The organism is Pseudomonas sp. PDM32 (assembly GCF_019219225.1).
Classification (GTDB): domain Bacteria; phylum Pseudomonadota; class Gammaproteobacteria; order Pseudomonadales; family Pseudomonadaceae; genus Aquipseudomonas; species Aquipseudomonas laurylsulfatiphila.
In genome coordinates this window covers 295,844-308,563 of record NZ_JAHUWE010000009.1, presented here as the reverse complement: position 1 = coordinate 308,563, position 12,720 = coordinate 295,844, and the positions used below count along the sequence as shown (strand labels likewise).

General features: G+C 63.0%; 12 protein-coding genes. All 12 read left to right on the top strand.

Annotated features, from left to right (window positions below):
- The first annotated feature begins 197 nt into the window (after positions 1-197).
- The 12 genes from KW846_RS19180 to KW846_RS19125 all read left to right on the top strand — a co-directional run bounded on the left by KW846_RS19180 (position 198) and on the right by KW846_RS19125 (position 12,720).
- Entirely contained in the window at positions 198-2,150 is a 1,953-nt protein-coding gene (locus tag KW846_RS19180) for a YncE family protein (RefSeq protein WP_218484289.1), read from the top strand.
- Between the two features lie 12 nt (positions 2,151-2,162).
- Complete coding sequence (locus KW846_RS19175; RefSeq protein WP_218484287.1) at positions 2,163-2,819, top strand: SCO family protein; 657 nt, start codon at positions 2,163-2,165, stop codon at positions 2,817-2,819.
- On the top strand, positions 2,816-3,439 hold the full coding sequence (locus KW846_RS19170) for an SCO family protein (protein ID WP_104448796.1): 624 nt from the start codon (positions 2,816-2,818) through the stop codon (positions 3,437-3,439). Before KW846_RS19175 ends, KW846_RS19170 begins: the two co-directional genes overlap by 4 nt.
- 8 nt (positions 3,440-3,447) lie before the next feature.
- Positions 3,448-4,998, top strand: coding sequence for an ABC transporter substrate-binding protein (locus tag KW846_RS19165; protein WP_218484355.1), 1,551 nt, complete (start codon positions 3,448-3,450; stop codon positions 4,996-4,998).
- A gap of 13 nt (positions 4,999-5,011) precedes the next feature.
- Complete coding sequence (locus tag KW846_RS19160) at positions 5,012-5,965, top strand: peptidylprolyl isomerase (RefSeq protein ID WP_218484286.1); 954 nt, start codon at positions 5,012-5,014, stop codon at positions 5,963-5,965.
- Between the two features lie 223 nt (positions 5,966-6,188).
- Entirely contained in the window at positions 6,189-6,722 is a 534-nt protein-coding gene (locus KW846_RS19155; protein WP_102675568.1) for a response regulator, read from the top strand.
- 84 nt (positions 6,723-6,806) lie between these two features.
- Positions 6,807-8,513 (top strand): GspE/PulE family protein, encoded by a 1,707-nt coding sequence (locus KW846_RS19150; RefSeq protein WP_007977232.1) that lies wholly within the window; start codon positions 6,807-6,809, stop codon positions 8,511-8,513.
- Positions 8,494-9,297 carry a hypothetical protein gene (locus KW846_RS19145; protein ID WP_218484283.1) on the top strand — a complete coding sequence of 268 codons (804 nt, stop codon included), beginning with the start codon at positions 8,494-8,496 and terminating at the stop codon, positions 9,295-9,297. Before KW846_RS19150 ends, KW846_RS19145 begins: the two co-directional genes overlap by 20 nt.
- A 1-nt stretch (position 9,298) precedes the next feature.
- Complete coding sequence (locus KW846_RS19140) at positions 9,299-9,844, top strand: PilN domain-containing protein (protein WP_218484281.1); 546 nt, start codon at positions 9,299-9,301, stop codon at positions 9,842-9,844.
- The gene (locus tag KW846_RS19135) at positions 9,831-10,379 is read left to right on the top strand and encodes a type II secretion system protein M (protein WP_218484279.1); all 549 of its coding nucleotides are present in this window, start codon (positions 9,831-9,833) and stop codon (positions 10,377-10,379) included. The genes KW846_RS19140 and KW846_RS19135 overlap by 14 nt, the downstream gene beginning before the upstream one ends.
- Positions 10,379-10,897 (top strand): hypothetical protein, encoded by a 519-nt coding sequence (locus KW846_RS19130; RefSeq protein WP_218484278.1) that lies wholly within the window; start codon positions 10,379-10,381, stop codon positions 10,895-10,897. Before KW846_RS19135 ends, KW846_RS19130 begins: the two co-directional genes overlap by 1 nt.
- Positions 10,894-12,720 carry a secretin N-terminal domain-containing protein gene (locus KW846_RS19125; protein WP_007977242.1) on the top strand — a complete coding sequence of 609 codons (1,827 nt, stop codon included), beginning with the start codon at positions 10,894-10,896 and terminating at the stop codon, positions 12,718-12,720. Before KW846_RS19130 ends, KW846_RS19125 begins: the two co-directional genes overlap by 4 nt.

The window sequence follows — 12,720 nt, the reverse complement described above, 5'->3', positions numbered from 1 at the left end:
CTTTTGTGGCGAGGGGGCTTGCCCCCGTTCGGCTGCGAAGCAGTCGTAAAAACGCTACATGCGGTGTGTCAGGCGAATGCAATTGTGGATTTAGGGGGCCGCTGCGCAGCCCTACGGGGCGGTGCGGCGATCCGACAAGCCCCCTCGCCACATGAGTGACCAAAAGGGACAGGTAGGTTCTGAAGAGGAGATGCGACATGGACAGGACCATCAAAATCGTTGGCAGCGCGCTGATCGTCGGCATGGCGCTGATCGGGATCGGCGTGTGGCGAACCGCGCCTGCGAACATGCTCAGCGAGGTCGCCTTGCCCGACACCTGGGGCGACCGGACGCTAGAGCGTGACGGGATCTCGGTGGTCCTTGATGTCAAGCCATTGGCCGAGGACGGCGTATTGCGTGAGGGCGGCTTCGCCGACGTGCAATTTCGCGTGACGGACAAAGCCTCGGGCCAACCCTTGTCCGGCGTTTCGCCGGGCGCCTGGCTCGACCCGCAAGCAGTCGCCGCCGACCAGGCCCAGGGCCGCGACAGTAGCTGCAAGTCGCGGGTCGGCACCTTCCTCAAATCGAACATCGGCGCACGCCCCTTGCTCGACCTCAACAGCTACTTCCTGCTGGTGATGAACCGTGACGCCAGCGTCTCGGTGATCGATCCGTCGGTGTCTGTCGGCGGCATCACCAGCACCCTGGCGCGCATTGAACTGAAACAGCCGCCGATGGACTGGGTGACGCCCCAAGACAACAAACGGGTGTTTGTCTCGATGCCCGCCGCCGGCGAGGTGGCGGTGATCGACAGTCAAGAGTTCAAGCTGATCGACTCGGTGGTTGCCGGCAGCAATCCGGTGCGCGTGGCGCTGCAACCGGACGAACGCCTGCTGTGGGTCGGCAACAACGCCAAGGCCGACGGGCAATCCGGGGTCACGGTGATTGACGCCGCCAGCCTCAAACCCCTCAAGCACCTGACCACCGGGGCCGGGCACCACGAAATCGCTTTCAGCAAGGACAGCCGTTTTGCCTTTGTCACCAACCGCGACGATGGCACGGTGAGCATCGTCGACATCGCCAGCCTGAGCATCAGCAAACAACTCAAGACCGGTTCGCACCCGTTGTCGGTGAAGTATTCGCCGTTGTCCGGCGCCGCCTATGTGGCCGATGGCAAGGATGGCACGGTGACCGTCGTCGATGGCAACAGCCAGTCGGTGCGCCGGGTGATCAGGCTCAAGCAGGGCCTGGGCCCGATGGGCTTCAGCGCCGACGGTCGTTTTGGCATCGTGCTCAACACCCTGGAAAACCAGGCCGCGGTGATCGACACCGCCAACGACGCGTTGATCCATGAACTGAACGTCTCCGCCGAGCCCTGGCAAGTGGTGTTCACCAAGGCCTATGCCTACGTGCGCGGGCTGGCTTCGCCGAAAGTCACGATGATCAACCTGGCCTCCCTCGGCGAGGGCCGCACGCCGATCATCCAGGGGTTCGAGGCCGGACCCCAGGCCCCACGGATGGCCGGTGATCTGCCACTGGCGTCAAGCCTGGCGGTCTCGCGGGACGACAACGCGGTGTTCGTGGTCAACCCGGTGGACAACACCACCTACTTCTACGCCGAAGGCATGAATGCGCCGATGTCCGGCTACCCCAATCGCGGGCAAGTGGCGCGGGCAGCACTGGTTATTGACCGCAGCCTGCGGGAAATCGAGCCGGGGCTTTACAGCTCGCGGGTCAAGCTACCGGCGGCGGGGCGTTTCGACGTGGCGTTCCTGCTCAACCAGCCGAACATCATCCACTGCTTCAGCACCCTGGTGGAGGAGGACAAGCGGCTCGACCCGCACCGCGGGGTGCCGAAAGTGGAGTTCATGCTCGACAAGTCCACCGCTGACCTGGGCAGCCCGTACCTGGTGCGCTTTCGCATCGTCGAGGGCAAGCAGAAGGCGCAACGCAGCGGGGTCAAGGATGCTCAGGTGCGCTACTTCCGCGCCCCGACCTCGCGACCACAGGAGGTTGCCGCGCTGGAAGTCGCCGACGGTGTGTATGAAGCCCCGGTAACCCTCGACCAGCACGGTGCCTGGTACCTGCACGTGCGTGCGGCGTCCCTGGGCTCGAGTTTCGATGACAAGACCTTTGCCAGCGTCCGGGTCGTACCCGGCGATACCCACTAAGAGGAAACTGACATGAACCGATTCGCACATCGCGGCTTGCTGACGTTCTGCCTGTTGGCCATCGGTATCGGCCAGGCGCTGGCTCGTTCGACGGACGAGCACGCCGGGCACGACATGACAGCCAGGAAGGCTGGCCAGGAGACCGCCCGGATCAAGATTGCCGACGTGGCCTTGCTGGACCAGAACGGCAAGGTCGTCAGCCTGGAAAAAGACCTGGTGAGCAACAAGATCGTGGTCATGGGGTTCATCTACACCAGCTGCACCACGGTCTGCCCGGTGGTGTCCTCGATCATGGGCAAGGTGCAGAAACGGCTGGGTGCGCGGGTCGGCACCGAGGTGCAACTGGTGTCGATCAGCATCGACCCGCAGCGTGACGATCCCCAACGCCTGAGCGACTACGCCCGCACCTTCCAGCAGGGGCCGGGCTGGAGCTGGCTGACCGGTTCGCCGCAGTCGGTCGATGCCACCCTCAAGGGCCTGGGCGCCTACAGCGGTGACTTCAAGAACCACTCGCCGCTGATTCTGGTGGGCGACGGCAACAACCGCTTCTGGACCCGCTATTACGGTTTCACCGACCCGACGGAACTGGCCCGGGCCGTAGAGAAACTCAGTGGTGAACGCAACGTCCACGCCAAGCACACTGCCATTGCCATGGAGCAACAGCCATGAGAGCCATCGACTGGTTTGCCCTGGGCATCTGCTACTGCATTTTCAGTTCAGTGGCGTTTGCCCACGAAGGGCATGAGCAGACAACCGCGCCTGCGGTGGCCGCCGCGCAGCCGTCCAGCGGCACCCACGACGCGAAGACCTGGTTCACCGACACGCCGTTGCAGGACCAGAACGGCAACACGCTGCGTTTCTACAGCGACACATTGAAGGACCGTGTGGTGCTGCTCAATGTGATTTTCACCCGTTGCGACGATGCTTGCCCGCTGATTACCCGCAAGCTCAAGGAAGTGCGTGAAGTGCTCGGCGACAAGGCCGACGGCATCACCTTTATCTCCCTTACCAGTGATCCGCTGCGGGACACCCCGGCGGTACTCAAGGCTTACACCTTGAAACAGGGCGTCGATGGGCCCCACTGGTTTTTTCTTACCGGCGACAAGGCGCAAATGGACCTTGTATTGGGTCGTATCGGTCAGATCGTGCCGACCCCCGAGCAGCACTCCACTCAGTTGATCGTCGGTGACGTGGCGAACAAGCGCTGGAGTAAAATCCGTCCCGATGCCCCGGCGGCCGCCATTGCCCAGCGCCTGCAGCTGCTGGCAATGCCCGTGGCCGGACGCTAGCCATGGCCATCAATACTGCCCTCGTCCTTGGCCTGCTGCTCTTTGGCGGCTTTACGCTCAGCGTCCAGGCGCTGCCGCTGAGCCTCAGTGAAAGTGCCGGCAAGCGCCTGTACCGCGAAGGTGTATCGGCCAGCGGCGAGCCGATCATGGCCCGGGTCGGTGCATCGAACATGGTGCTGCCGGCCACCAGCCTGCCGTGCGCCAACTGTCATGGCGAAGACGGCCTCGGGCGACCGGAAGGCGGGGTGCGCCCACCGGACCTGAGTTGGTCGCGGTTGGCCAGTAGCCATGGCCAGCAGCACATCAACGGCCGCAGTTACCCGGCCTACAGCGACAGCACCCTGGCACGGGCGGTGCAGGAGGGGCGCGACCCCGGCAATAACCGGCTCGATCCGTCGATGCCACGGTTCGTGTTGTCGATGAACGATCAGCGCAACCTCACGGCGTACCTCAAGCGCCTGGCCGAAGACCGCGATCCGGGCCTGACCCCCGACAGTCTGCACCTGGGTACGTTGCTGCCAGGCACCGGGCCATTGAGCGAGGAGAGCGGCACGGTGGCGGCGGTGCTCAAGGGCTGCGTGACGCGTATCAACGAGGCGGGGGGCATTCACGGCCGGCAGTTGCGCCTGACCATCCTCGACCCCGGTACCGATCGCGCCAGTGCCGAAAAGGCGCTGGACCGGCTGATCGATGAAGAGCAGGTGTTCGCCCTGATCGCCCCGCTGGCGCCGGCACTGGACATGGACCTCGCCGTGCGCCTGGAACGGGCCGGCATTCCGCTGATCGGGCCGCTGTCGTTGCAGGGCACGCCCCACGCCAGCCCGCAGATATTCGAACCACTGCCGGGGCTTCGTGAGCAATTGATCGCCCTGGCCGATTACGCCAGTGCCAGCCTGCGGGTGCTTCAGGGGCCGACGCTGATCGCCTATCCGGACGAATCCGGCCAACGGCGGGCGGCGCAGGAACTCGGCCAGTACTTGCAGGGGCACGCCTGGCAAAAGGTGCGCCTGCAAGCCTACGACCCGAGCGGGGAAGATTTGCCCCTGGGCTCGCGCTCGGTGTTTTACCTGGGCACCAGCAGCGGCTTCAGCCGACTGGCCGAGCGCCTGCAAACGGCGGGGCAGGTGCCTTACCTGTTCGCCACCTCGAACCAGGTGGCGGGCAATCTGACGCAGGTGCCCAGCGGATTTTCCCGGCGAGTGTTCCTGGCCTATCCGTTCGTGCCCAGCGACTGGACCCAGGCCGGGCGCCTGGCCCTGACCCAGTTGCGCGAACACCAGGGCCTCGGTGGCCAGCACGCGATACTGCAAGTGGGCGCGTTCAGTTCGATGATGCTGCTCAGCGAAGGCATGAAACAGGCCGGGCGGGATGCCAGCCGCGAGAAGCTGGTCAGTGCCCTGGAAGGCCTGCATGACTTCGATACCGGGCTGACGCCCCTGATGAGCTTTGGCCCTGGCCGACGCCTGGGTTTGAGCGGTGCCCATATCGTCACGGTGGATCTGCCGGACCAGCGATTCTATCTGGTCGCCCCCTATAAACCTGTGGTTGCCACGCCATGACCGGAGGCCGATCATGAAACTCAACATTGTGCTGGTCTTGCTGACGCTATGGGCACCCGTGGCGTGGTGCAGCAATGGTCCGGCCGCGGCGCGGGTCAATGGCGAGGAAATTTCCCAACTGCGCCTGGAGCGCTACTTCGCCGAATACCTGGAAGACCAGGGCCGGGCGGTAGGCAACATCCGCAATCCAAAAGCCTACAGGCAACTGCGCAAGGCCGCACTGGATGCCTTGATCGATCGCGAATTGCTCTGGCAGGAAGCCGTCAAGCGCGGCGTGGTGATCAGTGATGCCGTGGTCAAGGACCAGATCGATCAGACCCGTCAGGCCATGGGCGGAACCGAGGTGTTTGCCAGGCGTCTTGAAGATGCCGGTTTCGATGAGGCCGGTTACACCGAATACATCCGCCGTGAACTGGCGGCCCGGCAAGTGTTCAATGACCTCATCCAGACCGCCGGGCCGGACGAAAAACAGGTCCGGGCGTTCTACGAAGAACACCGAGACGAGCTGAGCCGGCCCGAAGAAGTGCGGGCCCGGCATATCCTGGTCAAGGTAGCGCCCGGTGCCGACGCTTCCACAGTCGAGGCTGCGCGGCTACGCTTAATTGAAATAAGGGCGTCCATTGTTGCCGGGGCCGATTTCGCCAGCGCTGCCCGTAGCGGGTCTGAAGACACGTCGGCCAGCGAAGGGGGCGACCTGGGCTACTTTCCCCGTGGACGGATGTTGCCGGAGTTCGAGGCGGCCGCATTTGCCCTGGCACCGGGGGCCATCAGCGACCCCGTGCGCACGTCGGTGGGCTGGCATCTGATCTATTTAGAGAACCACACGGAGGCGACCCATGTCCCGGAGGAGCAAGGACTTGAGAGGGTTCGGGCTTATCTTGCCCGGCAGCAACAGGTACAGGCTCGCTCGCAGGCATTGGCGCAATTGCGTTCGCGCAATCGGATCGAGCGGATTAATGATGACTAGGGGTGTTCCCCAACAGTGGGGGAAAAACGTCAATGCCCATTCGATCGCTTTCCCCGTTTTTGGGGGATGGGACTGCTGTACGAAAAGGCATTGTTTTTAAATTCAAGGACATGAAGACCTAAAATTACCGGCGCTCAGTCTGGCATGAAGTGTGCGTTAGTCCTCTCAGGGCACGCGCTCCGCCAGGTTCAAAACCCGGACCTGCGGTTTCAAGGAGTCGACCTTGTTAAACAAAGTACTGGTTGTTGATGACGAACAGCTGCTGGCGGAAAACCTCCAGGGTTACCTGCAGGCGCAAGCGCTGGAAGTCCGGATTGCTCACGACGGTGCACATGGAATCGCCGAAGCAGACGATTTCGCACCCGATGTGATGGTGTTCGATTACCGCTTGCCGGATATGGAAGGCTTTCAGGTGCTCGATGCCGTCCGCCAGAACAGGAAGTGCCATTTTGTGCTGATCACAGGGCATCCAACCGCGGAAGTTTGCGAGCGGGCCCGGCTACTGGGAGTCAGCCATATCCTGTTCAAACCCTTTCCGTTGGCGGAATTGGCCCGTGCAGTGCTTGATCTTCTGGGCAGGCGGCGCGAGCCCAGGCCGGGTGTGAGCACTTGCGAAGGATTCGTCGAACGACGCCAGAGCAGGACCGAGAGTTTCCCGCTGCAGTTGTACGACGGTAGTTGGGTGCTTGCAGATCGCCGAAAAAATACTTCGGCTTCCATGGCGCCAGACGACGAACAATTGCTCACCGGGGAGTAGTGGCGCGACAAGACGTTCCGGCTTGTGCCGAAATGACTCGCCGCGCTGACAGGGCTCAAAGCCCCGGGCGTTGGAGAGCAAGCCATGGACCGTCTATCCCTTGCCGTAGAACCGGCGCAAGTGGAATGTGTACCGACTCGCTTCAGCAGTGAACAACTGGCCCAGGCGCGCGCCCTGGCCACCAGTTCCGGCGAGCGGATGCTGGACACCCTCGGGGAGTTGAGTGAACTGGCTCCCATGCCTTTCATCCAGTGCCTGGGTGTCACCCTGCACTACCCGGTGCTCGACACCGACAGTCTGTTCAGCGCCACCCCGGTGTTCGACCGGGTGACCCTGGCCCAATGCCTCAAGCGTGAATTCATCCTGCTGCGTCACGACGAAGCGGTCATCGGCGTGTTCGCCGACCCCTTCGACAGCGCACGCCTGGCCTGGATCGATGAATGCCTGCACGGCGCGCCGCTGTACCTGGTGCATGCCGACGACCTGAAGGCCTACCTGGCGCGTCACGAAGAAAGTTTCCACGCGGTGGAATCGCTCAACGCCCAGGCCGAGGGCGGAGCCGAGATCGACACCCTGCAAAGCCTGTCCCTGACCAGCATCAGCGAAGACGCCAGCGTGGTGGTCAAACTGGTCAACTCAACGCTGTACGACGCGCTGAAAATGCACGCCAGCGACATTCACCTCGGCACCACCGGCAGCGGCCTGGTGATCAAGTACCGGATCGACGGAGTGCTCAACAACATCAGCAAGATCCAGGGCAGCGAGTTCGCCGAACAAGTGATTTCCCGGGTCAAGGTCATGGCTGAACTGGACATCGGCGAAAAGCGCGTGCCCCAGGACGGTCGTTTCAAGATCGGCATCAGCGGCCGGCAGATCGACTTCCGGGTGTCGATCATGCCGAGCATCTTCGGCGAAGACGCGGTGCTGCGGGTGCTCGACAAACAGGACCTCGCCGACAAAGTCTGTGGCGTGCAACTGCAAGCCCTGGGCTTTGAAGAAGATACTCTGCGCCAGTTGCGCCGGCTGGCCGCCGAACCTTACGGCATGGTGCTGGTGACCGGGCCTACCGGTAGCGGCAAGACCACCACCCTGTACGCGATGATCACCGAGATCAACCACGGCGTGGACAAGATCATCACCATTGAAGACCCGGTGGAATATCAATTGCCGGGCGTGCTGCAAATCCCCGTCAACGAGAAAAAGGGCCTGACCTTCGCCCGGGGCCTGCGCTCGATCCTGCGTCATGACCCGGACAAGATCATGGTCGGTGAAATCCGCGACCCGGACACCGCACAGATCGCCGTGCAATCGGCGCTCACCGGTCACCTGGTGTTCACCACCATCCACGCCAACAACGTGTTCGACGTGATCGGCCGGTTCACCCAGATGGAAATCGATCCCTACAGCCTGGTCTCGGCACTCAATGCCGTCCTGGCCCAGCGTTTGATCCGTCTGGTCTGCACCAGTTGCAGCGCCCCTTACAGCCCGACAGAAGAAGAGCTGGAGGTCTCGGGGCTCGATCCGCAAAAGGTCGCTCACTACCGGTTCGTCCACGGCAAGGGTTGCGGGCATTGCCGGGGCACCGGGTATCGCGGGCGCAGTGCGATTGCCGAACTGCTGCATCTGGATGACGAATTGCGGCAAATGATCGTCGAGCGTCAACCCATCTCGAAAATCAAGGCCCATGCCTGCAAACGTGGCTTGCGCCTGTTGCGCGAGTCGGCGCTGGAACTGGTGGAACAAGGCCGGACCACTCTCGAGGAGATCAATCGTGTCACTTTTATCTCGTGAGCAATTTGTCGCCGTGCTCGGCGCCAGCGGTGTAGGCCTGGGGCATCGCCAGGGCAGTGCAACCCACTGGCTGGGCAGCGTCGGCTACATCGACGAAGGTTTTCAGGCCTGGGCGGTGGCCCTCGACACGCTCGACCGTTTGCTGGCCGAACACGCCGTTGCCAGGGCCGAACTGACGGTGGTGATCTCGGGACACTTCAGCCGCTATTGCCTGGTGCCCTGGAGCGATCAGATCAGCAGCCCGGCCGAATTGCTCGGCTTCGCCCAACTGTGTTTCGAAGACCTCTACGGTGCACCGACGCAACCCTGGAGCCTGGTGCTGTCGGCCGAGCCTGCCGGTTATGACCGCATCGCCACCGCGCTGCCCCAGGACTTGCTCGACCGCCTGCGCGCCCTGGTCAGCGCGCGTGGCTTGCGCCTGCGTTCGGTGCAACCGTATCTGATGGCGGCGTTCAACCATTTCGATAAAAGCCTTGATGCCGGGGACTTCCTGTTCGTGGTCGCCGAACCGGTACGCAGCGTGTTGCTGCTGGCCCGGGAAGGGCGCTGGACGTCGGTGCGCTCGGTGGGCAGCAGCGACAGTGATGCGGCCCTGACGGCGCTGATCGGCCGTGAGAACCAGTTGCAGGCATCCACCAGCGAACGGCCGTTGACGGTCTACCTGCATGCGCCGGCGCGCATCGACTCGCCCCCTGATGTGCCCGGTGTGCATCTGCGCACCCTCGAAGAAGACCGGACAGCCGTACGCGATTGCCTGTACGTCATGTCTCGGGCGGTGGCCTGACATGCGCCCCCTGATGCTCGACTTTCAGCCGCGCCGCCGTGCAGGTCCTCTGGGCTGGAGCCTGCTGGCCGGTGGCGTGGTGCTGACACTGACTTGCCTTGTGGTGCAGCAGCACCTGAACAACGAGGCCGAACAACAGCAGGGCCACCTGCAAACCACCCAGCGGGTGCTCACTGGCGACAGCGGCAGCAAGCCCGGCCTGACCCCGGCGGAAACTCGCGAGCAGGCGCAGAACCTGGCCGAAATGCGCAAGGTCTCCCAGCAGTTGCGCCGCCCTTGGGAGCGTCTGTTCGCCACGCTGGAAGCCATGCCGCGGGACAACATTGCCCTGCTGACCCTGACCCCGGACGCTCGCAAAGGCCAGGTACGGATCAGCGCCGAGGCATTGGACCTGGACGCCATGCTCGATTTCCACCGTCGCCTCGAAGCCAGCGACGAGCTGTCCGACGTGTCGCTGCTGAGTCACGAAATTGTCGCCAACGTGCCGGAACACCCGGTGCAGTTCAACCTGTCGGCTACCTGGGAGATCGGCGATGCAAATCCATAAATTGATCGTCCACGAATACCTGCAAGGCCTGGGGGTTCCGGGGCTGGCAGGGATGGCCATGCTGGTGCTGGCGCTGAGCTATGGCCTGGCCGGATTGCTGCCGGACTGGCAGTCGCTGCAAAGCCTCAACCAGCAGACCCGCGAAGCCACCGAGTACCTGGCCAAGGTTGAAGACGGCACCGTGGCTGCACCGGTGGTGCCGCAGCGCCAGCTCGACGATTTCCGCAGCAAGTTGCCGTCCCAGCCACAGGCCACCGTGGCCATCGACAAGATCTACGCCCTGGCTGCCCAGGAGCGCATCACCTTGTCCCGGGGCGAATATTCCCTGGGCGTGGACCCCAAGACGCACCTGGCCCGTTATCAGATTCTGCTGCCGGTGCGTGGCAGCTATCCGCAACTGCGGCGTTTCCTGCACGCCTTGCTCGGCCAGTTGCCGGCGGTGGTGCTGGAGGATGTTGAGTTTCAACGCAAGAAAATCGCCGATACCGACCTGACCGGGCGGATCCGCATGACCCTTTACCTGTCGAGGTCATGATGAATACCAAGCGAGTGGTGGGGTGGGTGGCGTTCTTCGGTGTAGCGGCAGCGCTGGCCTGGTTCCCCGAATACTTCAAACCGGCTGACGACAGCGACCCTGCGCTGGCCGCCGTGGCCACGCCAGCCAAAGGCAAGGCCCCGGGCGCAGCGGCGGCTGCATCGAGCGCCGCGGCGGTCGTGCCGATCAAGGACCTGAGCCCGGCAGGCGACCTGTTCGCCGCCCGCAGCTGGAAAGCGGAGGCGGTCCTCGGCACCGTCATTGAGCAGCCGGTGGTCGTGACGCCAGAGGTGCAGGTCCCCACTGCACCGCCGATGCCCTTCCAGTTTGTCGGCAGGCTGGATGACCGTTCCGATCTGCAGGTGTTCTTGCAGAGCGGCGAAAAAATATACGTCGTGCGCAAAGGGGATGTCATCGACGAAACCTGGCGGATCGAGCGCATTTCCAAAGAGGAGCTGAGCCTGGTCTACCTGCCTCTGCATTTAGCTCAGACTTTGTCTGTGGGGAGTACGGAATGAACAAATCCCGTTTGCTGATGAGCCTTTGTCTCTGCGCAGGGCTGGCTGCATGCAGTTCGGCGCAGGTCGCCAAGGAAGAAGCTTCCGCCCTGATGGAATCTGGCCAGTACGAAGCCGGCCTGGCTCGCATCGAACAGGGGTTGCGCGAGAATCCTCGCGATACCGATCTGCACATCGCGCTCAATAGCGGTCGGGCCCGCGCCGTGACGGCACTGCTGACCCAGGCCGACATGGACCGCGCCCAGCGCAATTTCGCCGGGGCCCGCATGGGCTACAGCCGGGTCCTGGGCATCGAGCCGAACAACCGTCGAGCCCAGGATTCCCTGCGCCAACTCGACTACCTGCGCAGCATGGACGAGAAACTCGAACTGGCCCGTGGCGACCTGCGTCGCGGTGACATCTACGGTGCCGACCGCCAGGTCAAGCAGATCCTCGAACTGGACCCGACCAACGAGGGCGCCAAGGAGCTGCAAGACAACATCCGCCTGGTGCAGAGCCGCAACGTGGTGCAGTACCCGCAGCTGCGCACACGCCTGGACCGGCCGGTGACCCTGGAGTTTCGCGACGCCAACCTGAAGACCATTTTCGAAGTGCTGTCCCAGGTCGCCGGCCTGAACTTCATCTTCGACAAGGACCTGCGCCCGGACATGAAAGCCACGATCTTCGTACGTGACGTGCGCATCGAAGACGCCGTGGAATTGCTGCTGCAACAGAACCAGTTGCACCAGAAAGTGGTGAATGAAAACACCTTGCTGATTTACCCGGACTCGCCGCAGAAGCTCAAGGATTACCAGGAGCTGGTGATGCGCACCTTCTACCTGACCAGCATCGATGCCAACACCGCATTGAACATGATCAAGACCATGCTCAAGACCCGCGACGTGTTCGTCGATGAACGCCTCAATACCCTGACCATGCGCGACACCGGCGACGCCATCCGCATGGCGGAAAAACTCCTGCAGTCGCAGGACCAGTCCAACCCCGAAGTGGTGCTGGAAGTGGAAGTGATGGAAGTCGCCCGCCAACGCATTCTCGACCTCGGCCTGCAATGGCCCAACACCTTCGGTGTGATCAACAGCGACGGCTCGCCAGTGTCCATCCTTGACCAGCTCAAAGGCATCGACTCGAGCCGGATTTCCATCAGCCCGGCGCCCCAGGCCAAGATCAACGCCCAGGACAAGGACATCAACACCCTGGCCAGCCCGGTGATCCGGGTGAGCAACCGCGAACAGGCGCGCATCCACATCGGTCAGCGCGTGCCGATCATCAGCGCCACCTCGGTGCCTTCGACCCAGGGCCCGGTGATCACCGAAAGCGTGACTTACCTCGACGTCGGTCTGAAGCTTGAAGTGCAGCCCATCGTGCACCTGAACAACGAAGTGGCGATCAAGATCGCGCTGGAAGTCAGTAACGCCACGCCGCTGACGCCGACCGCTCAGGGCACCATTCCAGTCCAGGTCGATACCCGCAACGCCCAGACCACCTTGCGTCTGCATGATGGCGAAACCCAGATCCTCGCCGGTCTGGTGCGCAACGACCATGGCAGCAGCGGTAACAAGATCCCTGGCCTTGGCGACATTCCTGGCCTGGGCCGCCTGTTTGGCAGCAACAAGGACGATGTCAGCAAGTCCGAACTGGTGCTGTCGATCACTCCGCGGATCGTGCGCAACCTGCCGTACCAAAGCCCGTCGGATATGGAATTCCCGACCGGCACCGAAACCAGCATGCACATCCAGGCCCCTGACCGTTCGATGAACACGACGGTCCAGACCGGCCCCATGAGCGCACCGATCGCCACCACCGTTACTGTCGGGAAGCCATGA

Coding starts and splice junctions, on each gene's coding strand:
- KW846_RS19180 (WP_218484289.1), top strand. CDS start 198: ATGGACAGGACCATCAAAATCGTTGGCAGCGCGCTGATCGTCGGCATG.
- KW846_RS19175 (WP_218484287.1), top strand. CDS start 2,163: ATGAACCGATTCGCACATCGCGGCTTGCTGACGTTCTGCCTGTTGGCC.
- KW846_RS19170 (WP_104448796.1), top strand. CDS start 2,816: ATGAGAGCCATCGACTGGTTTGCCCTGGGCATCTGCTACTGCATTTTC.
- KW846_RS19160 (WP_218484286.1), top strand. CDS start 5,012: ATGAAACTCAACATTGTGCTGGTCTTGCTGACGCTATGGGCACCCGTG.
- KW846_RS19150 (WP_007977232.1), top strand. CDS start 6,807: ATGGACCGTCTATCCCTTGCCGTAGAACCGGCGCAAGTGGAATGTGTA.
- KW846_RS19140 (WP_218484281.1), top strand. CDS start 9,299: ATGCGCCCCCTGATGCTCGACTTTCAGCCGCGCCGCCGTGCAGGTCCT.
- KW846_RS19135 (WP_218484279.1), top strand. CDS start 9,831: ATGCAAATCCATAAATTGATCGTCCACGAATACCTGCAAGGCCTGGGG.
- KW846_RS19130 (WP_218484278.1), top strand. CDS start 10,379: ATGAATACCAAGCGAGTGGTGGGGTGGGTGGCGTTCTTCGGTGTAGCG.
- KW846_RS19125 (WP_007977242.1), top strand. CDS start 10,894: ATGAACAAATCCCGTTTGCTGATGAGCCTTTGTCTCTGCGCAGGGCTG.